The organism is Corynebacterium sp. ACRPQ (assembly GCF_022347225.1).
Classification (GTDB): domain Bacteria; phylum Actinomycetota; class Actinomycetes; order Mycobacteriales; family Mycobacteriaceae; genus Corynebacterium; species Corynebacterium tuberculostearicum_D.
The window spans coordinates 1-24,916 of record NZ_JAKRNF010000018.1 but is presented as its reverse complement, the minus strand read 5'-3'; the positions used below and the strand labels follow the sequence as shown (position 1 = coordinate 24,916).

At 53.4% G+C, this 24,916-nt stretch carries 25 protein-coding genes; 16 read left to right on the top strand and 9 right to left on the bottom strand.

Annotation, left to right across the window (positions count from 1 at the left end):
* Positions 1-163: 163 nt before the first annotated feature.
* Positions 164-952 carry a helix-turn-helix transcriptional regulator gene (locus MHY24_RS10185; protein ID WP_239230414.1) on the bottom strand — a complete coding sequence of 263 codons (789 nt, stop codon included), beginning with the start codon at positions 950-952 and terminating at the stop codon, positions 164-166.
* Here MHY24_RS10185 and MHY24_RS10180 point away from each other — a divergent pair.
* From MHY24_RS10180 to MHY24_RS10165, 4 genes are all read left to right on the top strand, one after another.
* Positions 952-1,860: a ThiF family adenylyltransferase gene (locus MHY24_RS10180; protein WP_239230412.1), complete on the top strand. Its 909-nt coding sequence runs from the start codon at positions 952-954 to the stop codon at positions 1,858-1,860. The two genes, MHY24_RS10185 and MHY24_RS10180, sit on opposite strands and share 1 nt — an antisense overlap.
* Positions 1,857-2,519, top strand: a complete 663-nt coding sequence (locus tag MHY24_RS10175; RefSeq protein ID WP_086589209.1) for a formyltransferase family protein — start codon at positions 1,857-1,859, stop codon at positions 2,517-2,519. Before MHY24_RS10180 ends, MHY24_RS10175 begins: the two co-directional genes overlap by 4 nt.
* Complete coding sequence (locus MHY24_RS10170; RefSeq protein WP_225747408.1) at positions 2,516-3,880, top strand: MFS transporter; 1,365 nt, start codon at positions 2,516-2,518, stop codon at positions 3,878-3,880. The genes MHY24_RS10175 and MHY24_RS10170 overlap by 4 nt, the downstream gene beginning before the upstream one ends.
* A 621-nt stretch (positions 3,881-4,501) precedes the next feature.
* On the top strand, positions 4,502-4,756 hold the full coding sequence (locus MHY24_RS10165; RefSeq protein ID WP_239230410.1) for a hypothetical protein: 255 nt from the start codon (positions 4,502-4,504) through the stop codon (positions 4,754-4,756).
* 1,052 nt (positions 4,757-5,808) lie between these two features.
* Here MHY24_RS10165 and MHY24_RS10160 read toward each other — a convergent pair.
* Entirely contained in the window at positions 5,809-6,003 is a 195-nt protein-coding gene (locus MHY24_RS10160) for a hypothetical protein (protein WP_232221025.1), read from the bottom strand.
* Between the two features lie 340 nt (positions 6,004-6,343).
* Positions 6,344-6,769: a YjdF family protein gene (locus tag MHY24_RS10155; protein ID WP_239230408.1), complete on the bottom strand. Its 426-nt coding sequence runs from the start codon at positions 6,767-6,769 to the stop codon at positions 6,344-6,346.
* Positions 6,770-7,019: 250 nt separating this feature from the next.
* Here MHY24_RS10155 and MHY24_RS10150 point away from each other — a divergent pair, with 250 nt between their 5' ends.
* Positions 7,020-7,283 (top strand): benzoate/H(+) symporter BenE family transporter, encoded by a 264-nt coding sequence (locus MHY24_RS10150; protein ID WP_239230406.1) that lies wholly within the window; start codon positions 7,020-7,022, stop codon positions 7,281-7,283.
* Positions 7,284-7,949: 666 nt separating this feature from the next.
* On the opposite strand, the gene MHY24_RS10145 is transcribed toward MHY24_RS10150, so the two are convergent.
* Complete coding sequence (locus MHY24_RS10145) at positions 7,950-8,390, bottom strand: MarR family winged helix-turn-helix transcriptional regulator (protein WP_166684867.1); 441 nt, start codon at positions 8,388-8,390, stop codon at positions 7,950-7,952.
* A gap of 53 nt (positions 8,391-8,443) precedes the next feature.
* Here MHY24_RS10145 and MHY24_RS10140 point away from each other — a divergent pair, with 53 nt between their 5' ends.
* The 3 genes from MHY24_RS10140 to MHY24_RS10130 all read left to right on the top strand — a co-directional run bounded on the left by MHY24_RS10140 (position 8,444) and on the right by MHY24_RS10130 (position 10,367).
* Positions 8,444-8,815 carry a VOC family protein gene (locus MHY24_RS10140; protein ID WP_239230396.1) on the top strand — a complete coding sequence of 124 codons (372 nt, stop codon included), beginning with the start codon at positions 8,444-8,446 and terminating at the stop codon, positions 8,813-8,815.
* A 522-nt stretch (positions 8,816-9,337) separates the two neighbouring features.
* Positions 9,338-9,802, top strand: coding sequence for a GyrI-like domain-containing protein (locus MHY24_RS10135; RefSeq protein WP_239230394.1), 465 nt, complete (start codon positions 9,338-9,340; stop codon positions 9,800-9,802).
* Between the two features lie 133 nt (positions 9,803-9,935).
* The gene (locus MHY24_RS10130; protein WP_239230436.1) at positions 9,936-10,367 is read left to right on the top strand and encodes a MepB family protein; all 432 of its coding nucleotides are present in this window, start codon (positions 9,936-9,938) and stop codon (positions 10,365-10,367) included.
* A gap of 137 nt (positions 10,368-10,504) precedes the next feature.
* Here the strand turns inward: MHY24_RS10130 and MHY24_RS10125 are convergent, their stop codons facing one another.
* On the bottom strand, positions 10,505-10,657 hold the full coding sequence (locus MHY24_RS10125; protein ID WP_239230392.1) for a helix-turn-helix domain-containing protein: 153 nt from the start codon (positions 10,655-10,657) through the stop codon (positions 10,505-10,507).
* Between the two features lie 116 nt (positions 10,658-10,773).
* On the opposite strand from MHY24_RS10125, the gene MHY24_RS10120 reads away from it, so the two are divergent.
* Complete coding sequence (locus MHY24_RS10120; protein ID WP_239230390.1) at positions 10,774-11,307, top strand: hypothetical protein; 534 nt, start codon at positions 10,774-10,776, stop codon at positions 11,305-11,307.
* Positions 11,308-11,681: 374 nt separating this feature from the next.
* On the opposite strand, the gene MHY24_RS10115 is transcribed toward MHY24_RS10120, so the two are convergent.
* Entirely contained in the window at positions 11,682-12,275 is a 594-nt protein-coding gene (locus tag MHY24_RS10115) for a recombinase family protein (RefSeq protein WP_239230388.1), read from the bottom strand.
* Positions 12,276-12,773: 498 nt separating this feature from the next.
* Between MHY24_RS10115 and MHY24_RS10110 the strand changes: the two genes are divergently transcribed.
* Positions 12,774-13,160 (top strand): hypothetical protein, encoded by a 387-nt coding sequence (locus tag MHY24_RS10110; RefSeq protein WP_239230386.1) that lies wholly within the window; start codon positions 12,774-12,776, stop codon positions 13,158-13,160.
* 241 nt (positions 13,161-13,401) lie between these two features.
* Here MHY24_RS10110 and MHY24_RS10105 read toward each other — a convergent pair whose 3' ends face one another.
* Positions 13,402-14,811, bottom strand: a complete 1,410-nt coding sequence (locus MHY24_RS10105; protein WP_239230384.1) for a dynamin family protein — start codon at positions 14,809-14,811, stop codon at positions 13,402-13,404.
* 2 nt (positions 14,812-14,813) lie between these two features.
* A complete protein-coding gene (locus MHY24_RS10100; protein ID WP_239230382.1) occupies positions 14,814-16,664 on the bottom strand; it encodes a dynamin family protein in 1,851 nt (616 codons plus the stop codon).
* Positions 16,665-17,020: 356 nt separating this feature from the next.
* Here MHY24_RS10100 and MHY24_RS10095 point away from each other — a divergent pair, with 356 nt between their 5' ends.
* The 6 genes from MHY24_RS10095 to MHY24_RS10070 all read left to right on the top strand — a co-directional run bounded on the left by MHY24_RS10095 (position 17,021) and on the right by MHY24_RS10070 (position 23,461).
* A complete protein-coding gene (locus tag MHY24_RS10095; protein WP_239230380.1) occupies positions 17,021-18,526 on the top strand; it encodes a hypothetical protein in 1,506 nt (501 codons plus the stop codon).
* 143 nt (positions 18,527-18,669) lie between these two features.
* The gene (locus tag MHY24_RS10090; protein ID WP_239230378.1) at positions 18,670-19,833 is read left to right on the top strand and encodes a hypothetical protein; all 1,164 of its coding nucleotides are present in this window, start codon (positions 18,670-18,672) and stop codon (positions 19,831-19,833) included.
* 30 nt (positions 19,834-19,863) lie between these two features.
* On the top strand, positions 19,864-21,711 hold the full coding sequence (locus MHY24_RS10085) for an Hsp70 family protein (protein WP_239230376.1): 1,848 nt from the start codon (positions 19,864-19,866) through the stop codon (positions 21,709-21,711).
* An 82-nt stretch (positions 21,712-21,793) separates the two neighbouring features.
* Complete coding sequence (locus tag MHY24_RS10080; RefSeq protein ID WP_239230374.1) at positions 21,794-22,462, top strand: hypothetical protein; 669 nt, start codon at positions 21,794-21,796, stop codon at positions 22,460-22,462.
* A gap of 51 nt (positions 22,463-22,513) precedes the next feature.
* Positions 22,514-22,897 (top strand): hypothetical protein, encoded by a 384-nt coding sequence (locus tag MHY24_RS10075; protein WP_239230372.1) that lies wholly within the window; start codon positions 22,514-22,516, stop codon positions 22,895-22,897.
* A 36-nt stretch (positions 22,898-22,933) separates the two neighbouring features.
* Positions 22,934-23,461 (top strand): RNA polymerase sigma factor, encoded by a 528-nt coding sequence (locus MHY24_RS10070; protein ID WP_239230370.1) that lies wholly within the window; start codon positions 22,934-22,936, stop codon positions 23,459-23,461.
* Positions 23,462-23,686: 225 nt separating this feature from the next.
* Here the strand turns inward: MHY24_RS10070 and MHY24_RS10065 are convergent, their stop codons facing one another.
* A complete protein-coding gene (locus tag MHY24_RS10065) occupies positions 23,687-24,601 on the bottom strand; it encodes a pentapeptide repeat-containing protein (protein ID WP_239230368.1) in 915 nt (304 codons plus the stop codon).
* Positions 24,602-24,916: the final 315 nt, after the last annotated feature.

Sequence of the window (24,916 nt, the reverse complement as noted above, 5' to 3'; positions counted from 1 at the left end):
TTGCCCTCCACGTGGCCGTTTTATCTTCTAGAATCTTAGGACAAAGAAAAAGAGCGGCAAAGAATCAGAAAAGGTAACTAAGTGCCCCAGGGACGCTACATCGACGCCCCACGCTTTAGACGCGACCTCGAAGACATCCTAGAGCGCCTAAAAGCCCAAGAGGTCACGTCTCCACTTTCCGGGGTTCGGGCCCATTGAGGGAGATCCCCGCGTCGTTGAGCGCTGCCCGCCCGGCGGGAGTGAGACGCACGGCCCGGGTACGACCCCTGCGGGAAAGCCATTCCTTATCCAGCAGAGTCTTGCAGATTCCCGTGCCGAGAGGGCCGGCGAGGTGGAAGCGGCGTTCGGTGGAGTCCATGCACGACCTGCCCGTGTCGAGCATCTTCGGGGGCACACCCCACTGTATGAACAAGCGATGACCTTGATTAGTGACCTGACAGTGCGAGTCGATGAACTCGTGCTCTTCCAGTTGTTCAGCCAGGCGCACCCCGAGCTTACCGGCGAGGTGCTGATAACAGGTGCGGCCTTCACGTAGGTTCGCATTCGCCCGTGACGCGCTGAGGCTGTGAGGAGTGGGCAGGGGCGAGCGGGCGACCACGCCAAGACTCTCGACCACTCGTGCGATGTCTTCCCCGGCCAGGCGAATGTAGCGGTGCCGGCCCTGCCGAATGTCGTGGACGAGACCGTGGGTGACGAGCACGTCAACATGCTCGCTCGCCGTCGACCGGGCCAGGCCCGCGTACCTGCCCAGTTCACCAACCGTCCAGGCCCGCCCGTCCATGAGCGCAGCACACATGGCCGCCCGCGACGAGTCAGCCAGAGCCGACGCGACTGTCGAGATATCCGGGACCGCTTCAGGAAACACGCGCGCAACCATGCCTCCAGTGTGCACCCAGAACTGTTCGGTGACGACCGAACAATCGCAGGCATAGTCTGAACTCACCAGATTCATTGCATCAGGAGACGAAGGGAGCGATCGCGATGAACGGGGACCGCCAACGGCTACGCGGGCACTACGATGAGGACTTCTACTGGGAACGCGTTGACCGCAACCTGGGTTGGCTCGGCGACACCACCGAGGAACAGCGTGAACGCCAAGCACGGTTGCGCGATGCCGTGATCGGCATCGTCGGCACCGGGGGCATCGGCGGTGCCGCAGCCGCCCGCTTGGTGCGCATGGGCGCACTCAACCTGAAACTGGCCGATCCCGACCACTTCGACCTGACTAACGTGCAACGCCAGTACGGCGCCGGGCGAGACACGATCGGCCGCAACAAGGCCGAAGTCGTCGCGGAGCAGGTCTTCGCACTGACCGGGGATGTCAACATCGATGTCTTCCCCGAGGGCATCACCCCGGACACGGCTGAAGAGTTCATGGACGGCTGCGACTATGTGATGGACCAGATGGAGTTCTACCAGATCAGCAACCGCTACGCCCTCCATCGCGCCTTCCGCGCCTCGGACCGGTGCAGGTTCATGTTCAAGATCCCGACCGTCGCGCACTCGACGGTCGTGTTCACCTACACGAAGGACTCGATGCCCATCGAGGAGGTCTACGATCTCCCCGAGGATGCCGAGTTCACCCCGGACGTGATCCACCGGCTGATGGAACGCATCATGCCCGAGCATCAGGACTTCCCCTCGCCAGGCACGCTGGATGAGTGGTTCGTGGAGAAGCAGACGATGCCGATCTTCGGAGCCTGCCCGCCCCTGGCCGAAGGCGTCCTCGTTGAACGCCTCGCCCAAGAGATCATGGACTTGCCCGGCCGTACGCCTCTGCCCGTGCAGCCCGGGTACGCGCTCTTCGACACCCTGACCTGGGAAGCGAAGACCGTTGAGAAGGCGTGGTGGGCGAAATGACACGCATGGTGCTCTTCACCGAGACCAATTCCGTCTTTGGCTCTTACTTCCTCACCCGACTTGCCAGGCACGATGATGTCATCCTGGCGGCTGTGGTGCTGCGTGAACCCGGCGCACTCTGTGACTACTACCTCGATGAGCCCGAGCCCCTCGACCTCGCGAAGGACGCCGCCGAGCTGGATGTGCATACGCTGCGGCCGGCGCACATCAACACCGACGAATTCATTACCGCCATTGGGGGCCTGGCGCCGGACTACTTCATCGTCGCCAACTACCAGCTGCGGCTCGGGCAGCGACTCCTCGCGGTTCCGAGCTACGACGCCCTCAACTTCCACCCCAGCCCGTTGCCCCGCTATGCGGGGCTGGCACCGTTCTATTGGATGGCCGAGAACCACGAGACCCAGGGCGGAGTCTCCGCAGTGCGAACGACAGCTGGGCTCGACGAGGGCCCCCTCGTCGCCCAGCAACTCCTCGCGCTCACCGGGGGAGAGACGGCCAGGGAGATCCGGGACATGCACTTCGCCGCGTCCTGGCGCCTGTTCGATCTGGTGCTGCCGACACTGCTGGACCGGTCCTACCGGACCTGGGATCAAGACCTGAGCAAGCGCACCTACTTCGGCCACCCGCCCGCCGAGGCTTCGCTGGAGTCTCGCGTATGACCGCGCATCGGCGCACGGCGCTGGTCGCGACCCTCCTCGGTTTCTTCATCGTCATGCTCGATACGACCATCGTCAATGTCGCCCTCGCCGAGATCGGCACTGACCTCGACACGACGGTGGGCTCACTGCAGTGGGTCGTCGACGCTTACACCCTCGTGTTCGCCGCGTTCCTTCTCACAGCTGGGGCCGCATGCGACCGTCTCGGGGCCCGCAGGGTCTACCTCGCTGGCCTGGTGGTCTTTGCTGTGCTCTCGGCCGTGTGTGCCCTGGCTCCCACAGGCGGGTTCCTCGTCGCTGGTCGCGCCGTCCAGGGCGTGGGCGCGGCAGCGATCGTGCCGGGCTCTCTGGCATTGCTGTCGGCTGTGTACGACGATCCGAAGGAACGAGCACGCGCCATCGGGCTGTGGGGCGGCGCAGGAGGTGTTGCCGCCGCGATCGGACCGGTCCTGGGCGGAGCGCTGGTGTCGACGATCGGGTGGCGGGCGGTGTTCTGGGTCAACCTCCCCATCGTCGCTATCGGCTGTCTGCTCACCTTGTGGGCAATTCCCGCGCTCACGGGCAGTCGCGCGAGACGGGTGGACCTACCCGGACAGGTGCTCTCCGTGCTCACGCTGGTGGCAGTAACCTATGCAGTCATCACCGCAGGCGAACACGGATGGTCACCCTGGCAGGTAGCCGCGCTGATCGCCGGGGGCGTCTTCCTCGCCCTGTTCATCATCGCAGAGCGACGACACCCGGACCCGATGCTGCCGATGGCCTTGTTCACTCGTGCCCGGTTCTCCGTGGCCGCAATGGTAGGGCTCGCGCTCAACATCAGCTTCTTCGGACAACTCTTCGTGCTCTCCCTCTTCTTCCAGCAGTACCTGGGATACGAGCCGTGGCTGGCAGGCCTCGCGCTGGCACCACAGGCGTGCAGCGCCGTGATCGCGTCACCGCTGGGCGGCCGTGCCGTCGCCCGGTGGGGCGCGTTCCCCACCATGCTCACCGGCCTGGTAGTCGGCACGATCGGCTTCAGCAGCCTCGTGCTGCTCACCGCAGAAACCCCTTACGTGGTGGTCGCGGTGTTGACCTTCACGGCTGGATTCGGGATGGCCTTCGCGATGCCGGCCGCGACCTCGGCCGCAGTGGCCTCGGCCCCGCCGGAACATGTCGGCATTGCAGGAGGAGTCATCAATGCCGCCCGCCAGACCGGCAGCGTCGTCGGCGTCGCAGTCCTCGGCGTAATGGTCGCCAGTGGAGCGTTCCTCACAGGCTTCCACACAGCCGTCGCGGTCGCCGGTGGAGTCTTCGGTGCCGCAGCGCTCGTAGTTGCTGCCACCATCATCAGTCACCTACAGGAGCCAGTTACACCTGAAGTTTAGAATCATTGTGTGATGAAGCACCATCGGAGGAGGTCGAAGAAGCCGCCAGTCGAACGCGTACTGTGCTCCGAAACTGGTAAACGCGAACACGAGCACTATGATGACGCCGTGCATGTAGCACTGAAACGGTCGCGACGGGCAGGGCCGCTGCGGATCTACGAATGCCCTCGTGCGGGTCGTGGCACCTAACCAAGCGCCCTGACTGGGGCAAACCACCGGCGAACTAATGACACTGTACGGGTCTGTCTCGGCGAGGAACGCTCCGGAGCGCGTCTTTCCTGGACGCTCCAGGAGTTTCGTTCTCATGCATAGGCAGCCGAGGCGCGCTGCAAGGCTTGTAGCCCTGAGGCCAGTCGCCTAGGGCTTTGTACCATGAAACTAGGCGCGCCAGCGACCATAGGCCATGGTCAGAGAGTATGAACACCGGTGACCAGATAGCAGGTCGCTTGTGTCAGGCAATGCGCCGGCGCATTGCCTGACCAGTATGAGCAACAGAGCGCGTTCAAAACGTTAGGGCGCGAGCGCAGTCCTTTCTCGCAGTCACCTATACTCCTCAGCCCACCAGGGGTATGCACACAGCGCTCATACACTAAAAGAGTCACACCGAGAGAGAGGACCACTGTGACGACAGCAGTTATTTTCAACCCCACCACCAATGAGGAGTACTTCACCACTCCATGCTTCAGCACTCGCGCCGAAGCCTGGGCATGCGCAACCGGGTTCATCTTGGCACGCTATAGCGGGGAGCAGGACGCCGCAGTAAGAGGCAACCTCGCAGACGCCACGCTGAACAAGGAATACGAGTTTTACTCCACGATCGACCTACGCCAAGCATCGCTCTACGGCCCTCCAGTCTCGATCGTTCTCAACGACTAACCCCAAACAAGACAAACAAAGGCAGCACCCCTCGGGGTGCTTTCCCTCTTGCTGGTCGGGCTGCGCATATTTACCCTCACGCGTGCGCAGATTTACGCATACGCCTGCGCAGATTTACGCATACAGAGCTAGTTATCCACAGGGGTTCACCTGCGGGTTTATCTATTTTCCCAGGTGGCTTATAACTATATCCCTGTAGATCTATATCCTCAGTCGATCAACCAACAAACCGTTCACTACGGGGTGTGGTTCTTGCCCCCGCCTCGCCTTGCGGCTCGTTGGGCTGCCGCCCAAATCAATAGATTTGGTTGCCACCAAAACACCCCACAACAACCACGGGCCTGACCCCGGACAGTGGACACATCGGGGGTTAGCTATGCTGCTTTGGTCAGTGTAGCTGATGTGAGTGCTTCGACCATTCCTGTTGAGAAAGGGTACCTAGAGTTGAAAGACGATAAAAACGTAGAGAACTTTGTGGACTGCCGCGAAATCCGCACGGTTTTCAAACCAACTTGGGTGAGCTGGTGGTTCCACAAGATTTTTACGTTCCCGCGTGTTGAGTGCGATGGGATCGTAAGCAATTGTCACTGGGGAAGAAACAAAGCGTTAGTGAGGGATGGTGGGACGGTTACGGTTGGATTTAGTTATCGTATTTTCCATGATACGAAAATTAGATGTAAGAGCTCCCCTATCGAGGTTTCCCCTTCACATGCTGAGTTAGAAGCCAAGACAGCCATAATTAACAACTCCCCGATGACTGCCGTGCTCTACTAGCATTCGTCTCGAGCCTATCGATGGTTCGGGCGCGTACTTCCCGCGACGTTGTGAACGCGGGCCTAACCCCCGGACAGTGGACACGTCAGGGTTAGGCCCTATGGCGGAACATACGCTATAACATATGCCTAAACATACGTCCCGCCATATGGCGAGATATGTCACGCGGGCCGGTGCGGGTAGGCGGTACCGGTGAAGGAGCCGCGCCCATGCCCCGCGTCTTGTGGTAGTTGTAGAAGAAAAAAGGGGGCGCATCTACTACCACTGCGGTATCTCGCTTACTCCGGCTTGCGCCCTGCGTTTTCTGCCCGCACACGCACTCCCACAGAAGCAGCAGTCAGAACAATAACGAGAACAACCGCTAAGCCGAGCCCTATTACATCAGTCAGCCACAAAACGAGGAGTACTAAAGAGGCAACCGCCAAGGCGAGCAAAACTCCGATTTTTATCTTCTGTACCTTGTCCATGTCCATAGCGCCATTATTCAAAATAAAACCAACCGCGCGGGAAGTTTTCCCGTTTTCGAAGAAATCTCCTCCAATCCTAAAAGCGCCCTCAGGGACCTGCTTTTCTACTTTATGCGCGTAGTGGAGAACGCTCGTATCCCTCTCGCGGAGTGATTCTTATTTCTCGGTAGGACTATATAAATGCAGGTAGAACTATATGTAATTAAACATATGCTAAAGCATATGTTGAGGCATATGGCGGGACATATGTTGCGCCATACGGCAGGCCTGACGACTGCGTATAGCTTGATAGGCGGCTACACAGCTTTACTCCCGCAGTATGGCAACTTCGCTTTGATGTCTTCGACTATTTGCCTTTATGTTTGGCCTTCTTTTTAGCGGCACGGATCTGAAATTTCCGTTGTGCTTCTTCGCGCCGAGCGATCCGCGAAGCTTTCTTCTTGTTTGTGTTAGCTAATTCGAAATTTAATTTTGTTGCTTCTTGGGCTTTCGAAGACACACCTGAGGTCTTGCGTTGCTCCTTATTGACTTTCCGCTGCAGGCGTTTGGGATTTCCTCGCTGTGGCGCTTCAATAGTGCCAGGTATAGGTACGGAACGATGGGCCCGTTTGACTAGGGAGGAACCGTTGACGAGTAACCACTCATAGAGTTCGGCATTATTAGGTTCTGGACCGAAAACTACTCGGACGGCGCGGAGTTGGTTGTTGCTGGAAGTCTCGTAGACTCCGCACCAAAATTGACCATCGTGGAAAAGGGTGAATTGAGCAGGCATAGTTGTCTCCAGGTACGCTAAAGCGGACCTGACGACGCTGGATTCCTTAGCTCTCATGAGATTAAGAGCTAAAGCGACGGATAGCACTGGCTAGTGCTATCGCTCAGACTTCCTACTGAGACTGTGCGTTTTGCGCATCAGGATCTTACGGGAGGTAACAATAACACACCCTGATTCTGAGGAAATGCAGCACGCAGACCGTGCACACCCTCCCGATAGGATAAGCGCCAGCACCGAAAGGAGAAGAGGAATGTACGTAATCATCGTCCTGGCTGCACTGGTGTGTGCCGCCGTCCTGGCCGTCCAGACCATCCGCCGCGAACAGCCACAAGACCGTATGCGAGTCGCCGCGATTGGAGGCGGAACCAGCGTGGCAACGGTTCTTGGTGCCTATATCCTTTTCACCCTCGCGGAGCTGCCGCTAATTCTTACCGCACTTATTGCGTCGCTTGCACTACTAGGCCAGTGGACTGGCAATTTTGCCGCCCAGCTATCTAAAAGAACCAGCAGGTAAACCCACGTGCTGACGACCATATGCTAAAGCATATGTTATAGCGTATGGCGTGCCATATGGCGAGACATATAGCAAGACCTCACGAGCGCGCAGAAGACGATACACGGCTACACAGCTTTCCGACTGCAGTAGGAAACGCGTCTACGGGCTTAGTGCGGGAGTATTGCGAAACCCCCGCGCGCGCATTAGCCTAAGACATGACAGCACAGTTCACTTTTGAATTGCGGCTGCACAATAAAAAAGGGCCCCAACGAGCGGCCACTCGTTGAGACCCTCGGGCCTAAAGACCCACGTGAAGCACAACTGCGATGAGCTTCACTGTTACGGTCGCAAGAACTATGACCTTGGTAGCCACATCGAGCCAGTCAAGCTTGGTGGCATCAAGGTCTTTTCTTTTGCGACCGGGTGTATCCAATGAGTGTTTACCCATTGTCTACCTCCCTTGCGTCGTAGGGTTGTCCGCTCGCCTGAAAAAGGGCGCGCGGGACAGCCCACGTCACGCGCGGGCCTTACCGCGCACCGACGAGGAAGTCACGCCCACACCCCACCACAAGTAGCGGAGTGCGATTGTGAACCAGCACTAACGCTAGCAGCCGCCCCTGACGAGACCTAGGTGTACTGACCGGGCACGTTGATTGAGCCGTTGACCCTCGGATGTTATTGCGTCTACTCCAGGTTCGTGGAGCAGCGGGAGAGGGCGTTGCGAATGCCATGGATCTCTCCCTTGCTGAGTCCGGCCAACATCTGCCGCTCCACTTCGGCGATGGAGGCGCTTGCCCTCTCGAGCACCTCGCGACCCGTTCCGGTCAGCTGTGATGGCCTCGCGCGTCCTTGGTCGACCGACTCGGGTCGCTGCACCAATCCACGGTCTTGCAGCCCACGCAGCACGAGATTCATGGACTGGCGGGTGACAAACGCTCCACGCGCCAGGTCGGCATTGGACAGGCCTGGCTGCTGGCCCAGCAGCTCCAGGCACGCGTACTGCGGGACCGTCAGCCCAAGCGGGCGCAGAGCTTTGTCCATCCGTGTCCGCAGCAGCGCAGTCACCCTCTTGAGCTGGTAACCGATCGCTTCCGAGAGCGGGTTGTTCGTCGTCTCTTGCTTCATGTCAACATTATGACATACTGGATATGTCAACACCCAGACATAAGGAGTAGGATATGACCACCACTGGTATCGACTTCGTCGCCATCCAGGTCCGCGACATCGAGCGATCGGCTGCCTTCTACGAACAGCACCTGGCACTCGTCCGAGCATCCTATGGCCCAGAGCAGGCGATCGTCTTCGACACTCAGCCGATCCCCTTCGCCGTGCGCGAGCCCCTGCCCGGGGTCGATCTCGAGACGGCGACGCCGCGTCCCGGCGTCGGCATTGCCCTCTGGTTCCATGTGGACGATGTGGCCGGAGCGCACCAGTCCTTGGTTCAGGCGGGCGTCCCGATCGTGAGCGAACCCATGAACGGCCCGTTCGGGCTGACGTTCAGCTTCAGCGACCCCGACGGCTACGTCGTGACTGTTCACGACAAGGCCTGACCCACAGGACTCGAGCCTTGAGGGCCAGCGGCATCGAACCGCTGGCCCTCACCTTTCCCCGAGGAGTCAGCCCATGTATCACGCAAATGCCGCGCTCACCCCGCGCCACCGCCTCAAAGTTGCGCGTCTATATCGTGGAGCTAAGTACACGACCGTGCAGGTGGCACTACATAAATAAGGACATATGCTACAGCATATGTTAAAGCGTATGCCTTGCCATATGCTTAGGCATATGTCCTGGCATACGGCAGGCACCGTGGGTGCGCAGATTTACCCTCACGCCGCCGACGCTTAGACGTTCTTCAACGCCCGATACACCGTAGGGCGAGTGGCTCCGAACTCCCCCGCCAGTACGCGCTGTTTAATCTCTGCTACCTGTTGTGGGGTAAGGGCTGGTTTGCGGCCTTTGTACTTGCCGGCCCTTTTTAGCTAACGCGTCATATACTGTCAGACCTTTTTGTGGTAGGGGAAGAGCCAGTTAAAAGTTTAATTCAATTAAACTGATGAATATGATTACTGTCCATGAATACACCCACGGTATGGACAGAAACCATTGAAGCAACCCCGGCATACTATTTAGAGGTTACAGGCCCCTACGGGACCGCTCGACACAAAGAAGCAATGGAATATGTTAAAGCAATAGCCTTCCATAACTTTGAAGATGACGACTTCACGATTTACGGTCTTGCCCTTGACGATCCGCTTACAGTTGATGAGGAACTACTTCGCTACCGCGTTTGCCTGCTATGTAGCGAGCTGTCCCTTGAACAAGACAACCAGGGCGAGCTCGGGATGATGCGAATTCCATCGCATCATGTTTTGGTTGTAGGGGTGGACCACACGCGTGAGGCTATCGCGCAAATGTGGGAGAAGATGCCTTTGATACTTGCCGAGCAGGAAGTGTCTCAAACAGGTTTTGTCGCCGAGCGGTTTAGAAGGTCGAAAGTCGCTGCAGGGAAAAGTGAATTCCTTATACAGCTGCCTTAACCTCCATCGATTGGTAATCCTTTTCCTCTACGACATGCGGAAAGGTGCGATTTAACGCGGCAAACTTGTTAACCTCTGTTACTTTCCTTAAGCTTCAAGGCTGAACGAAAAAGATGCGGATACTGCCTTGAAGATGAAGTTTGAGTTCTTTTACCAATTTGTGGCGGCCTTTAATTTAGAAGCTACTATCAATGCAACAAGTGATAATGCGAATTATGAATCGGGAATAGCCGAGTTGGGAGCTAAAACCTGGCATGTCCGCACAGCACGCACCACGCCTTCTAAACCGGGAGCCTTTGTGGCATTCTGGCAACGCAACCATGAAGGGGAATCCGTGCCTTTTGAAGATTCCTCCTGCGGCGACGGTCTCCTAGTCTTTGTGACTCAAGGAGAGCACCGAGGTGTTTTTCAATTTAGCAATCAAGATTTGCAACGCCTTGGTATTACCTCCGGAGCAGCCCCAGGAAAGAGAGGTTTTAGGGTATATCCACCATGGTGTGAGGGGCTGAACTCCAACGCTTTAAAGACTCAAAAGCAGCAACTGACATCGTTTACAGAATTCTGAAGACCTGTAAACATGCAGCTGACACTGCATACAACAAGACATATGTTAAAGCGTATGCCTTGCCATATGCTTAGGCATATGTCCTGGCATACGGCAGGCACCGTGGGTGCGCAGATTTACCCTCACGCTGCCGACGTTTAGACGTTCTTCAGCGCCCGATACACCGTAGGACGAGTGACCTCGAATTCTCGCGCCAAGGCTGCTTTCGACTCCCCCGTCAGCGCGCGCTGTTTAATCTCTGCTACCTGTTGTGGGGTAAGGGCTGGTTTGCGGCCTTTGTACGTGCACAAAGCAAGTTAATTCTGGCTAAGACGGATGCGCAGTTGCTACTAGATTGATAACCTTCAAATTGAGTCTTCATGTCGTAGGTTTTAACTAAGTATCTCTATTTCCATGAAAGGAAGTTATGAAGAAGTTTAATAAGCTTGCGGTGGCCGCTGTTGGTTTCCTTGTTTGCACTGCAGCTCCTGCCGCTACAGCTGAAGAATCTTCCGCCCAATCGAATTCCAATGAAAATCAAGCAGAAGTCCAATTTGACGACTCCTTTGGAGACTCTGACTCGAATGATGAGCGTGTTTCTACACGGTCTGCAGGAGGCGGCACTTGGGCACCTGGCGGTGCTGGTGCGCGAGTTACTATTGGAGTCGAAGGCAGCGGCCTAGAGCTTGGCAAAGTCCATGTGTCTTATTATCCTAGTTTCGAGTTGAAAATCGACAATGTTTGCGGGACAAAGTATGAGCTCGCATACGATGAACCCAACGGCAACCGAAAAGTAATCCCTGCGGGTCCTAACGGGTGCTCTCCTATCGCGATGCCTCATGAACACACATATGATCTAAATGGAGTTCATGCGAAGGACGGATCGAAAACTTGTGGTCGAGTATACGTCGAAGCCAAGGGGCAATGGTCCCCATGGGCCTGCGTAACCATGAAGAAGTGATAATTTGTTAACTATTATAATTTTGGTCTGTGCTCTCGTGTTTGCTGTAGTAACAGTCAGGAAGCTCACCGACATCGATAATCGATTAAAGCAGTTGCTTGCAGCACAAGAGAACTAGAGAGCTTTGAAAAATATCTGGTGGCCCATTCTTCCTTTGTGAAGTGTGGGCCACTGGAACGAGGGCAAGCTTATTACAAATGATGCCTAGGGATGCGAGACGCTTGCGTTTTCAGGCTTAGAGGATGGCTTTAGTCGCACCCCCTTGGCTTTACCGGCTTTGGTCTAGTCGTGCCGTACTGGTCATTTTTGTTTATCGCCTTATACGCGTTGAGAACCTGTGTGCACGAACCATCAGGCGTTCTTGCTACTCCGCTTTAGGCGTTTTTCAATGCTCGATACACCGTAGGACGGGTCACCCCGAATTCCCGCGCCAAGACTGCTTTCGACTCCCCCGCCAGCACGCGCCGCTTAATCTCCGCCACCTGCTGCGGGCTAAGAGCAGGCTTGCGGCCTTTGTACTTGCCGGCCTTTTTCGCCAACGCAATCCCCTCCGCCTGGCGCTCGCGGATAATGGCCCGCTCAAACTCCGCAAACGAACCCAAAATACCGAGCATTAAATCCGCGCGTGGATCTGTGGTGTCTTTCGCAAACGCGAGATTCTCATGCAGGAAAGTAACAGTCACACCTTTGTTGGTGAGTTCATCAACAATGCCGCGCAGATCTGTCAGCGATCGGGCGAGGCGGTCGATCGACGAAACGACGAGTTCGTCACCGTCGCGCACGTACGCCATACACTCCCTCAGTCCTGGGCGGGCAGTCTTGGTGCGGCCGGAAATCTTATCTTCAAAGAACCGGTCAATCCTGCCAGACATATTGAGTAGTTCTTTTTGCCGCTGATTATTCTGCTCCACCGTCGAGACACGGATATAGCCCACCCGCTGCCCATGCGAACCAGAGCTTTTAACCATTAGTCTTCGCCTCGCGGAGAGTTAAAGGCAGCATTTTCCTGTTTGATGACCGCATCACGATACGACTCAACTACCCGCGCCAAGTCAGACAACTGTGCCCCGTCGAGACCATCAGCGTCAGCAAGCAAGGATTGTACAATCCTGCCCAACGCCTGCTGCCCCGACGACAACCCACCATGCAGATCTTTCACTCGCGCCAACGCGGGCACAGAGTCAATATGACTTTCAATATGGAAACCGTCAGACGATAACACCACACTCACCACTTTCTGTAAACATAAGGCCTAGACCCCACTAGACACGTGTAAAACAATGCTAGGAACGGCCCTATTTTACAGGAAACATTCCGCCACAGGCGCGTGTAACAATAGGGTGTACCCCAAAGAGAGACTCTCCGTCTGTAGTTTGAAACTTGTTAACAAGTTAACTAGTCTATGGGTTAGTGCCCTTTGGGCGGCTATTTGAAAGTTGATACACCGACACGAAAGGGGAGCTATCATGGCATCCGAATTTTTGACTATCCGGCTGGGGTGGAAGGAACATCCTGATGAGTGGGCTGGATATACAGAGGGGATGTCCACGCAGGAGATCCTAGAGGCTGGTCTAAAATGGTGGGTCTTGAAAGCTTCTCGAGCCATTGAATGTAAGAAAGTTCTTATCCTCCATCCTGAGCTTTCGATTCTTGCAGCGCGAGATATACGAGGAATCGTTAAATCGGAAGAAGATCCAGGCCGCTACGAAGTTCTGGTCTGGCATGTTGATGAAAATGGGAATCCTCTAGATAGTCGCGAGGCAGCCGAAGAACAGGAACTTCTCGGGGCGAAAGTCCTTCGAGGTACATCTCGGAACCCCATTGCCTACATCAGTCCCGATCGGATCGCCTAACGTCGCCACTCTGAAGTGCCCTGAGTTTTGTTCCTAGGCATGTGTCTTGATTTCTATTATTGCTTGGGGCGGGTTCTCCCAAAGAAAAACGCATCATCGGCTGTTGGTGTGTATACGAGACAAGTCAATCATGACCGTAGTGCAAAACGGGGCACAAAATTTCATATTGGAACGTACTAATGCGCCTGAAAACTCGCCTGGATAGTGGCGAGGTTGGATCGAACAGATAGTGGCCTGGTGACTAAGTTAGGGCTTCGCCAGCTAATTCAAGTTCTGCGTAGATTTTGCGGAGATTAAAAATAGTGGATTCCTCAGCAGCTGAAAGGAAAGTCATAGAAAGGCCATCAAGCCACGCCCGACGCTTCCGAACTGCCTCGACAATCTCAAACCCCGAAGCAAATCGATCGATGCCGAGTTTTTGACCATGGGAACTGCCTCCAATAATCCGAATCACTTCTTCGAGAATCTCTGGCTGAGCCTGGGATTCCAATAATGATTTGAGGTCCTGGAGCAAAAGCGCTGATGTCATACGAGGATCATTGCGCAGTTGGGAAATGATGGATCGAATTCGCTCTCGGTGTTCTGGATAACGGTAGGACAGTTGCTCCATTGAACCGACGATGCGGCCTGCTCGATGAAGCTGGGCAAAAGGGGTCAAAGATTCTAGGAGGAAGGAACGTACCTGATCCAGATTGGATTTTTCTACCAGCCAATCCGACAAAGCAGCGCCGCCCAATGTGGCTGCAGCGCGACCCTTGAAGAATCCATACTCCCCTACTTGTGACATTAAAGAAAGCGCTGATTCTTTCTTTCGACTTTGACTTGTCGAGAAGAGAACAGGTATCAGCTCACTAAGGGGCATTGCAGAAAACTCACTTAATGAACGGGCCAAAAATTCAGTTACCCTGCCCGTATGAGCAGTCTCCGCTAAGAGACCTGCCACCGGAATGACCTTGGTGAGGTGCTGAGACAAAATATCTTGAAGTTCATCCGCATACTCTTTGGCGCCTTCCAATGGGTCATCCTCGCCGAGAGCCCCTTCGCCGAAATCGTCAGCGCGAGACAATATGCCCAAAGTGTTTAGTGGCGTAAAGCCGAGGTCCTGCAGGAACGCGACTTCGTCATGATGTGGTACTGAATCAAACAGGAAAATGGCAGCGTCTGCATCAACTGATGCTGCACGAGTCTGATCATCGAGAAGTGCGGCGCGAGTAGCATCCTCGTTAGCTTCAGTCAATGTGGCCAACCCCGGTGTATCAATCAGGGAATATTTGTCGACAGCAGCACTGGTAATCCAACGATTTACATAAGCGATCTGGTCAGCCGGCACAGGTAACTTTGCCTGTTGGCCACGCATCGTCTCAATAGGAATTGAGCTGCCGTCTTTGAGAACCGCTTCAGCTCTATCTGGGGCGCCATATTGAAATACAGTTACAACATTAGTGGCCTCTAAAGCTGCAGTTTCAGATACCGGTGCACCTATGAGCGCGTTGACCAGAGTGGATTTTCCTGCTTTGAGGCGGCCGACCACCACGACACGGGGTGCTGCAGTTAACGATGCGGACAAAATAGCAGCCTCAGCAGTTAGCTCGGGACTTAGCTTTGCCACCGAGTCAATAGCAACGGTTAAAGCCTTTTCTAGGGAATCCATGTCTAGCGCTCCGCCTTATCATTATCTGTACTTTTGGCTGAAGACTTGAGCTCTTCAATCATTGTCTCGGCGCGAGCAATGTTTTTGGAGATGATCTCCATATTCCTATCCAAGCGCTGAAGGCTGGCCGCCTTATGCTTGGTTTCCATGTTGGCCGATTTTTGGGCAGTGCTGATCTGCTGTTGGGTCTGATCGATGGCTTTGCGAATGTACTCCCTGTACCGAATAACAATGGCAGGACGCGCATTAGCGACACCAGCTTCCAACAACCTATTGGTGAACATACGGGTGGCCGCTACGGTTTGTTGAACCCAATTGACCAGGTTCTGTTTGCCGGATCGCATTGCACGGAAGCCAACGTTAAAAGCCACCCAGCCTGCACCGGCAACGAGTCCAAGACCCGAAAAGGAGACCACTGCGCCAAGCGCAGCACCAATAATTGATCCGCCGGATGCGCCCATAAGTAACATCATGGGGTCAAAAATTCCATCAGTCTTCTTTTTGACCTCTGTGGTTTGTAGTTCACGGTCGCTAAAGCCAAGGGCAATCTCCTGAGATATTTCTTCCCAGGCATTGTTCGATTTGAAACGGGGTTTGACGATGCGTTCTTCAATATCCGTGGTGAAGACCCCAAGGGTGGACAGTACGATTTCCTGGAAATCTTTCTCAATTTGTGCAGTGTAGTGCTGTGAAGACTGTCTCAGCACCTTCATCCCCTCACGATTGATCGTCGACAACCATTTCTGACGTATCTCTTCCAACTTGGTGTCGAGGAAATCACCCGCTTTCTGACGTGAGAGAGTGAGATCTCGATTGAGATACTGCTCCCATTGCTCCAAATCTTTCTTGAGGTCCTGAAGCTTCGCTAGTTGAGTGTTTAGTTCAGGCAAAGCATCCTCAGCTTGTGAGATGGAATCCTTCCTTATATTTAATTCTTCATTCAAATCTCGCAGCCCCTCTAGTGCCACACGCAGCCCGTTAATTGCCGGAAAGTTTTCCGCTGCAGCAAAGCGCTCAACTATCTGCCGTCTCAATTCTGGGACGCCGGAAGCCTGATGAATTCGATCAATCTCTGCATCAGGAAGATTGGGATCACTGTAGACATCAAGTAGGCTCGACACCCCGACAACGGGAACAGTTCGTCCCAAATGCTTTTTAAGGAGGGCTTTGTCGTTAGCGACAATCTGTTCCCACCTGGAAAAGTGCTTGTCGATCTTGGTTACCGCAACCACGATGTTGTCGATATGGCGACCGGTGGCCTTTATAAATTCCATTTCGGGGGCGGTAAGTGGAGATGAAGCATCGCACACCACGACCAGTACACTGGCTTGCTCAGCAGAAGTTGCTGCAAGCTTGGTATGTGAGGGGTCTAGTCCGCCTACTCCTGGCGTATCAATAACGACAGCATCAATAGACGAAGACGTCAGGGGAATAAATGCTCGAGTCGGCACATCTTCGCCGTTGCGGAGGCGAGCCGCCTGTTGGTGCTCGTTGATGTATTCCTCTAGCTGGTCGCGGGAGACTGATTCTTCGTGGTCAGAATAAAAAAGCTGTGCCGAGTTCGGTGTGGAATCTTCACTTCCAGCACCAAGCCCCACGGAAACGGCCGTCGTGAAATTGACGCCCACGGGGGAAGCGTCTTTAACTCCTACCAGTGCATTCGCGAGCGAAGACTTGCCGCGTGAAACCTCGCCTACGACAACGACTGATTTCATCTGTTGTCTTGTAGAAAACTTTTCCCATGCCAAGGTGCTGATTTCAGACTTGGAGTATTTATTTAAAATATTCTCTGTTAGAAACGTTAAAAGAGCCTCAGCTCTTTGGCGTTGGGCTGTAGACGCACCATCTGGCATAGGAAAAATGTCCTTTATAGGTCGGAGAGGTCGCGTCTTATTCTATCCGACACGCCATGGAATCTGACTTTGGTTACGATCTCGAAATTCCCCTGAAGATAGATGCGGTGTGCCCCCAAGAAGTCGGCAATTGGATGGGGAAAGAAGATTGGCCAACAGTAAGTTGGAACCCTGAGGCGAGAAAAAGAACGAAGGGTTCGAAGGGTATAACGGCACCCTTAAAGTGCCTAGTTATAATTTTTGAGTCTGAATACTCGTCACTCTGTAACCTATTCCGCTCCTTGGATCATCTAACAAGTAGTCAACAATGATGATCTCTGGCCGCGCAGGCCCGATCTTTCTCGAAAGGATTTCTCATGAGTAAAAATCTTGCTCTTTTAGTAACAACCCTGGCATCCACCTGTATGCTCGCAGCTTGTAGCTCGGACGAAGGAGCACAAGTCCAGTCTGCAACGTCTGCAGCTGCCAGCACCGAGGCCTCTAGCGCAGTCGGCTCCGACTCTGAGGCTATGGCCGAGTACGACACAGGTGACTACCCAACCACGTACCGCACTGAATTCAAGAAAGAAGTAGCGGAGCTCACCGGCGGAAACATGATTGAAAGCAACCGGATAGCTAATGCGTTTGTCCTTGGTTTTGAGGCTGATCCTGACTTGACCGATCAGAGTGCTTCTTCAAGGATTCTTTCTCCGGACTATACCTTTAGGTTTTTAACGGAAAACTCCATTGACGCACTTGAGGCGCTGAACACTCCTTTCCAATCGGGGTATTTCACTTCCTCTCATGATGCTGATGATACTAAGGAGTTAACGAGCGCGGTCATTCGCTTTGAGTCTCCAGAAAAGGCTCAAGCCGCTGCCAAGGCATTGCACGACAATATTCCCAAGGATAACGAGGATAGTTCGATTTACGACGATGATGAGAACTACCACCCCTGGGCAGAAACTACGTTGGACGGTAGGGAGCATACCCTCATCTCAGAAAAGCAGCTAACCGACTTCAACGATAAAACGAAGGTTCAAACCGTTCTGGAGTCGATGACGACCAGTAATGAATTCTTGCTCTATAATTTCACGGTAGATCTCAGTGGCGATGCGCAGGCAGGGAAAGAGAGGATTAACTCCTATCTCGACAAACAGATTCCTCTGCTCGATACGATTGACACGCACAAAACTGCTGAGGGATACGGAAAGTTGGATAACTGGGGAACCATAGATCCTGAAGGTCTAACTCGCTACGCAGTTCAAACCCCTGAAGGCTACAATGTTCCCTCCGTGGTTGGTGGGCTTAATGCTCGCGGATTTGCAGCTACACAATCTGACCCAGAGTTCATATTTAAAGCGCTTGACCTTGCCGGTATTGAAAATGTCGGTGCGTGGGAAACCTCTGTCATCCAAGCGAAGAATGCTGATAATGCAAAGGTTTTCCAGTCTGCGTACATTGCAGACTCGAAAGATTCGGACTACCGCGACTATGACGAGCCTCAAAACCTTCCCGACACTTCCTGCGTCACTAAGGATGAAACTGCAGGCCGCGGACTGCTCCAATGCGTCATGATTTATGAGGACAAGGTTGCCTTAGGCGATCAGACTTTCTATAAGTCTCGCGAAACTAATACTGACAGCACAGTCATTAACTCCTCTGCCCCCACCGCAAGTGACAGGAAACCGGGCTCAGCTTCTAGCTTTGAGGAAGCTCAGAAGCTCCTCTCGCAAAAGATGGCCGCCCAGCTGGCAGTTTTCAAAGATGCCAAGGAGAATCCTGAAGGTACCAAGCCAAAACCTGCGGAAAGTGTCAACCCCAACGAATCTGAGCCTGCCGGTGTTGCTTCTGAGTCTGCCTCGGCTACCTCTACCTCGTAGAAAAGGGATGAGATAGTTCCCCTGCCTCAGTTACCTATTTTGGGCAGGGGACCACGTATTTTTCTATGTAACCTTCTGCTGTCTCCAAGGCATCTAACAACCAGTCAAGAAGAACATCCCCTCAAGATTTAAGGACTTTCATAATGACCGATCCGCACACTTTCGTTCCTTCCAATGACTTGGATTCGATGCTCAGTCACCTACCGGATCAGACCCTTCCCGAGGACACCACCTACACACCGGAGTGGGATGCAACCCCGCAGTACACTGTCGAGCCGGAGGTATCCGATAATGACTTGGCTGCTCCCGCAGATGGTGAGCCTTCTGAGCCAAGCAGTGAACCAACTGATCCGGAAATTGTAGACCCAGCTGATACCAACAGCACGGATGAGGCTTCGAATGATTCAGTAAGCTCCCCTGACGATGCGTCCATTGACGATGGTGCTTACCATCACAATGTCAATGACGACACGGATGCCGTGATGCCTGCTGATAACGAGCAGCCGGTTGCTCCCCCAGCTACTGAAGCTGACTCAACCGTCACGAGCCCAGCAGAGGGTAGCCCGGTTGAAAATGATGCAGACCAGGCGGTTATTTTCGAGGAAAACACTGATACTTCAAACGAAGAAGTAGTACTCGAAGACGCAGACCCGTGGGCTAACTATGTCGATGACGGTGTGTATGGAAATTCAGTCGCATGGAATGACGACTGGTACTACCAGCAGGTAGATGGATATTGCGGACCCACTTCTGTCTCATTCATCCTCAATCAATTTTTTAACACTGGAATCTTCGATCCCAATGTAATGGTTAACCAGGCATTAGAGCTTGGCATTGATTCCGATTTGTCCGATGGAATGTACACCACTCAGATCCGCGATTTGTTTAATGCCAATGGTGTGGCTGCGCATATTGAACAGGCAAACCAAAGTGACCCAATGACAGACCTCGCAGTGAAGCTGGAAGAAGGCTGCGGAGTACTTGCTACCGTCGACGCCCAAGAGATTTGGGCGCTACTGTCGCCGGAAGAGCAGGCAATGGCTGACTACGCAGGTGATGCGGCCAACCACGCCCTTATTGTCACTGAAATCAACACCAATACGGGTATGGTTACTTTGGCTGACCCGGGCACGCCAGAAGGTAATGGGCTGCAAGTCGATATCAATACCTTTGCGGGCGCGTGGCAGGATTCCGACTACGAAATGGTAGTTACTGACGGGGTTAATGATGAGCTTCGCGATCCGAGCCTGGCCCCTGCCGGCACGAATTATGTTGTGGCTAATGTCACCGGCTCTAACACCATTTAGAAAACCCTACTATTTTCCTGGAGGAACGTCATGGGAAACGCTTGGTCTCTCGGCATCGACTTCGGTACCTCGAACACCGCAGCAGCACATACCGGCCCGGTTAAAGGCAACGTCGAAGCAGTAAACCTTAGCCACAACCGAACCACAATGAGCTCTTCTGTCTATCTGGACAGCGTCGATAATGTTGCTATTGGCGACGTGGCTCTCGACCGCGCTAGTGCGAATCCGGCAGGCTTTATTCCCTCTCCAAAGCGTCTAGTCCCACAGCACGTTTTCCAACTTAACGGTCTCGATGTTCCGAGCTCCCTTCCGATTGCGGCAATTTTGAAGTCCGTAGTAGAGCGTGCAACCCGCGAGCATGGCGGTATCCCGCCCCAGGATCTGGTTCTAACTCACCCGGAGGCATGGTCGGAGGAAGAGGTCAATGTTCTCCTCGAAGCTGCTGCAGGCTTAGGGCTTCCAGTAGACAAGATTCGGACTGTTTCCGAGCCCCAAGCAGCTGCGCATTATTACTCGCAAGCACAAACTCTGGAGCCAGGAGAAAAGATTGCAGTCTTTGACTTTGGTGGCGGCACACTGGACGTGGCTGTTCTCGAAGCGCAAGCTGACGGCATGTTTACTGTCATTACTGCGCGAGGGGACCAAAATTTGGGCGGTAAGACTTTTGATGCTTTGATTCGCCGCTGGATAGATGCCCAACTCGAGGAGCTCGACCCTGAGTTGCTTGTCTACTTGCGAGAAAAAGCCCCCATTTCCGAGAGGCATGCCATGGAAGATGCCATTCGCCGAGCGAAAGAGCTGCTCAGCGAAGCCTCAACGGCAACCATCAACTTCCAGGCGGCGGGTGAAACGCACCGAATTCAGCTCACCCGGGATGAATTGGAAACGATTATTGCACCTCATCTCGACAAAGCTGTTGATCTGACTAGGCGCGTATTCAATGAAGCAGGTATCGCTAGCCCCGACCAAATCAAAGCGCTCTATCTTACTGGCGGTTCCTCGCGCATTCCCATGGTTCAAGAGGCGCTTAAGCCTCTTGCACCTGTAGCAACTCTTGACGATCCAAAGCTGGTTGTCGCCCAGGGAGCTCTGTCTGCAATTATTCCAGTAGTCACCCACATTACCGGAAATAATACCGGACTGGTGTCAACTACTACTCCGCCAACGTCGGGGGCCTCGTCGGAAACCAGCGAGAAAGAAGAGCATGCGCATACAGCTTCGTTCCCGGCCCAACAGGCTAGAGAAGTAGAAACTTCCACGGATGTAAAGAAGAACAAGCTGCCTGTGTTCATCGGCATTGGTGCTATTGTTCTCGCAAGTGTTGGACTTGGAGCGTTCGCGCTAACTCGTGGTGGTGGAGATGAAGCGTCAATCCAAGCAGAACCGCAGACTTCCGAAACTATTGAGACTTCTGCTGTCGAGCAGTCCCCCGCAGCTACCAATAATGCATCGGAGGATTCTGCCCGCGATACCGCAATTAGCAATATTCCCAGTCACATCAAATCTATGATTACCACTTGTCAATCATGGGACTACGGAAGCGCTCCAGGAGCGCAATGCGAATTCGGTGACGGAAATCTTGCAGCGGAAAAATACCTTAATTTTGACGCGTCCGGCATTACGCCCTCCGTACAAATCTTCGTAGATGAAAGCGGCGCCCGTAGCGAGCGTGCCAGCATAAGAGAAGGCTACAGGAAACCCTTAGAGTCCTCTTATGAAAATCAAAATCCGATTGCATGGGAAATCGAAAATGCTGCAATGACGGACGAAAAAGTCACCCTAAGCTATGTAAATGTGGATACCGCCTTTTACATGAAAGTTTCCGGTCTCAAAGATGTAGAGTCGGCAAAAGCTCTGCTCGCAGACTCGAATCTGTAAAGAAGAAGCCGTCTGTAACTTTTTAGCCTGACTAAAGCATCTAACAACTGTTCACCCAAAACACCCAACAAAGGAGAGCATTATGAGCGGCGGAAATACCACTCCAAGCAATAACCTCGATCCTGAAGAGTTCGCTTACTTCTCTGAGCGTGACGTAGATAACGATGGAATTAACGACGTCATCCACACTCAAACTTTCGACGGCCAGAATCAAACTCATCATCTTAGCGAGAACGGCGACGTCATCCTCACCGAGGTTGACGTCGATGGCGACGGTATCCTGGAAACTACCGTTCAAGAGCTTGATGAAAAGCATTCCGTTTCTCGTCAAGATCTTGACGGTGACGGCGAAGTTGACCAGGTAAAGGTCTTTGATGCTGAGACTGGCGCTACTATTCAGCAAGACACCATTGTTGACGGAAAGGTAGTTCATTCCATGCTCGACCCAGATGCTGATGGTCTTCCTGACGTGGAACTATTCGACTCCGATGGAGACGGTACCTTCGACGCTGCTACCATCGATTCGGATAAGGACGAAGTTCCTAACACGGCTTACTTTGACGAAGACGGTGACGGCAAAATCGATGCGGCTTTAGCAGATGTCGACAATACCGATGGCGTCCTCGAGACCACCTTGACTGCTGACGACCTCGGCTCTGAAGACTTGGGAAGTATGGACACGTTCATTGATATGATTGAACACCCTGCAGAGTCCGATGCCGATACGGACGATTACTCCTCCGAAGTGTAATCTGGCGAGCCTGTAGAACAGAGATGTAAGGCGAGTAAGGGGAAAGCCTCAATGGTAAACGATCCAGAGCTCGAGATTGAGCTCGTCGACCTTGACGACGCAGTATGGAACTCTTTGCTGCATAAAGCACTCCAAGGTGAGACCTTCGTTGATGAAGACTCTCTCGCACCAGACATGGACCTTGAGCCTGAGGTGCCTATTGATGACAATATGGACGAAGAACTTGTCCTTAGTGAAGAGCTAATCTCTACGGCTGACGACGACGGTGTATCAGATACTGATGAATTCACCAAATTAGATGAGGTAGGCGTCAACGATACAGACGGCATGAACACCACTATCAGCGACAATGATGGGGGATACTCATTCAACGATATTCAAGATTTTGAAATCCCTGATTTTGGTGAGGATAGTGGATCCGGCCTAATCTATTAGGCATTATGATGGTTGTGCACGGTTTAAGGAGTTTATGTGGATGAGAAGGCGCTCGTTGAAGCTGCACAAAACGGCGATGAACGAGCTTTTTCCAGCCTTGTAGCCGCCTGCCGCCACCGCGCATGGAACGTGTGCTTGAGAATCTGTTGTAATCATCACGATGCTGAGGATGCCCTTCAGTCAGCGCTGGCTTTAGCATGGAAGAATCTGCACAAGTTTAATGGCAAGTCTTCGTTTGGCACTTGGTTCTACCGTATTGCTACCAATGCTTCCTTGCAGCTAATAAGAACCCGTAAGCATACGATTTCCATTGATGAGGACTCTTTCGGAAACGAAGTTGAGCTTGAGGATTTTCACGCAGAATTCACCGAGTCATTAGAGAATCAGGACTATCTTGCTCGCGCACTCGAGACTCTCAATATTGAGGCCCGTGAAGCCCTCGTTCTATGGGCAGTAGCTGATATGAAAATCTCAGATATTGCACTTCATCAGGGCTCTTCCCTTTCCGCAACCAAAGTTCGGCTCCATCGAGCCAAGAAAGCACTTAGGGAAATATTGAGCTGACCGACACTTGGCGTGATGAGTCGAAGTGTCTGGGCTCAAAAATGACCCCTGGTGGATTTAGTTCTTCTTAAATGTTGATATGAGCGTAGATATCGGGCTCCAGGTGCCTCTTCCTCGGTGATTGCTGCGAACAAAGACGTCGGAATTGCCCCCCATCCAATAGGTCAAGCGCGGCGTGGGGCAGTCCACGGTGCACTATTAGGTGTACCTAATCGGACTTTTATACTATGGTTCGGGGTCTTCCTCCTTAGTGAAAGTCGCACCTAAATCTTGTAAGCGTTGTTTCTGTTGTGGAGTCAACGCCAAGTTATCCTCTGGAAGAATGGTCTCGTGCAAAGTTGCAGTTTCAAGAATTGAAAGGTCTGTAGGAGTTCCCGATAGGTCCGCGTTGCTTAGATCCGCACCACGCAAATCGGCACCCCCTAATTGTGCTAGTTCAAGGATTGCACCTTGTAGATTCGCGTTTCTTAGATTCGCGCCGTCAAACTTCGCCTCTATTAAAACTGCGTTGCTTAAGTCTGCCCCTTCGAGGTTTGCTCCACTAAAGTTTGCACAATTAAGCCAAAGCCCACTCAAATTTTGTTCCTTTAGGTCAAAGTCTTTAAAAGGCAGTTCAGGAATGGAAGGGTCTGGTTTATCTGTGGAAGATTTCGTAGTGGGCGTACCAGGGGTAAATATGGTCCCGTCAGCTGTTAGACAATGGGGTGATAGGTTAGCTGACGTCGCAACTTGAGCCCGATCGCGAACGTATCGCAGATTTTCGAGTCGCTCTGCTGTAGCTGCTTGAGTATTAGCAGCACGAATTGCTGTGTCTGCCTGGGTTCTAGAATCAGTAATTTGCGCCCATGCCAAAGAGGATCCCACCACTATGGAGGCAAGGACTGATATTCCAACGTCGCGGAGCCCTTGCTTATTAGGGATCCCTCTCCAAAAGTCGCGGAGCTTATTAGTGATCTCTCTCCAAAAGTTGCGGAGCCATTCGGAGCGGGCAGGCGAAGCAGAACTTGTGCTTTGGGTGACTTCTTTTTCCTGTTCGGTATGGCTCTCTATAGAGGGGTTCCTATCTGGTGCATCTTGTTCTTTCGGAGAAGCGTCTTTTGGTGTGTTTTCTTCGCTAGGTGTATTTTTGCCATAACTCATTCATAAAGAATATGTCTAATGTCGGGGTTTAGCACGCGTTGTCGTTGGTCGGAGGTTAAGGGGCAAAGGGGTAGCTGGCATTGTGCATGAAGTCCAGGACACGCACCTGTGCGCGTTGTTTATTGGGGCGCACGGGGATACTGGAGACTACAAGTACGCACTCGACGCCGCCAACAGCGCCGCCAAACACCTGCTAGGAGCGTGTCAAGTTGTTTGTGTGTGGGGCTGGGTTTATAGGTATTTGTCGAAGCGGTCGGGGTAGGCCACGGCCATTTGGTTGATGGCTTGTTTCCAGCCGGATACTCGGGCTCCTTC

Excerpts from the sequence above, each read along its gene's own strand:
- MHY24_RS10090 (WP_239230378.1), top strand. The coding sequence starts at position 18,670 with ATGACCGATCCGCACACTTTCGTTCCTTCCAATGACTTGGATTCGATG.
- MHY24_RS10085 (WP_239230376.1), top strand. The coding sequence starts at position 19,864 with ATGGGAAACGCTTGGTCTCTCGGCATCGACTTCGGTACCTCGAACACC.
- MHY24_RS10160 (WP_232221025.1), bottom strand. The coding sequence starts at position 6,003 with ATGGACATGGACAAGGTACAGAAGATAAAAATCGGAGTTTTGCTCGCC.
- MHY24_RS10150 (WP_239230406.1), top strand. The coding sequence starts at position 7,020 with ATGTACGTAATCATCGTCCTGGCTGCACTGGTGTGTGCCGCCGTCCTG.
- MHY24_RS10140 (WP_239230396.1), top strand. The coding sequence starts at position 8,444 with ATGACCACCACTGGTATCGACTTCGTCGCCATCCAGGTCCGCGACATC.
- MHY24_RS10115 (WP_239230388.1), bottom strand. The coding sequence starts at position 12,275 with ATGGTTAAAAGCTCTGGTTCGCATGGGCAGCGGGTGGGCTATATCCGT.
- MHY24_RS10120 (WP_239230390.1), top strand. The coding sequence starts at position 10,774 with ATGAAGAAGTTTAATAAGCTTGCGGTGGCCGCTGTTGGTTTCCTTGTT.
- MHY24_RS10065 (WP_239230368.1), bottom strand. The coding sequence starts at position 24,601 with ATGAGTTATGGCAAAAATACACCTAGCGAAGAAAACACACCAAAAGAC.
- MHY24_RS10075 (WP_239230372.1), top strand. The coding sequence starts at position 22,514 with ATGGTAAACGATCCAGAGCTCGAGATTGAGCTCGTCGACCTTGACGAC.
- MHY24_RS10175 (WP_086589209.1), top strand. The coding sequence starts at position 1,857 with ATGACACGCATGGTGCTCTTCACCGAGACCAATTCCGTCTTTGGCTCT.
- MHY24_RS10185 (WP_239230414.1), bottom strand. The coding sequence starts at position 952 with ATGAATCTGGTGAGTTCAGACTATGCCTGCGATTGTTCGGTCGTCACC.
- MHY24_RS10135 (WP_239230394.1), top strand. The coding sequence starts at position 9,338 with ATGAATACACCCACGGTATGGACAGAAACCATTGAAGCAACCCCGGCA.
- MHY24_RS10170 (WP_225747408.1), top strand. The coding sequence starts at position 2,516 with ATGACCGCGCATCGGCGCACGGCGCTGGTCGCGACCCTCCTCGGTTTC.
- MHY24_RS10110 (WP_239230386.1), top strand. The coding sequence starts at position 12,774 with ATGGCATCCGAATTTTTGACTATCCGGCTGGGGTGGAAGGAACATCCT.
- MHY24_RS10155 (WP_239230408.1), bottom strand. The coding sequence starts at position 6,769 with ATGCCTGCTCAATTCACCCTTTTCCACGATGGTCAATTTTGGTGCGGA.
- MHY24_RS10105 (WP_239230384.1), bottom strand. The coding sequence starts at position 14,811 with ATGGATTCCCTAGAAAAGGCTTTAACCGTTGCTATTGACTCGGTGGCA.
- MHY24_RS10100 (WP_239230382.1), bottom strand. The coding sequence starts at position 16,664 with ATGCCAGATGGTGCGTCTACAGCCCAACGCCAAAGAGCTGAGGCTCTT.
- MHY24_RS10095 (WP_239230380.1), top strand. The coding sequence starts at position 17,021 with ATGAGTAAAAATCTTGCTCTTTTAGTAACAACCCTGGCATCCACCTGT.
- MHY24_RS10145 (WP_166684867.1), bottom strand. The coding sequence starts at position 8,390 with ATGAAGCAAGAGACGACGAACAACCCGCTCTCGGAAGCGATCGGTTAC.
- MHY24_RS10130 (WP_239230436.1), top strand. The coding sequence starts at position 9,936 with ATGAAGTTTGAGTTCTTTTACCAATTTGTGGCGGCCTTTAATTTAGAA.
- MHY24_RS10080 (WP_239230374.1), top strand. The coding sequence starts at position 21,794 with ATGAGCGGCGGAAATACCACTCCAAGCAATAACCTCGATCCTGAAGAG.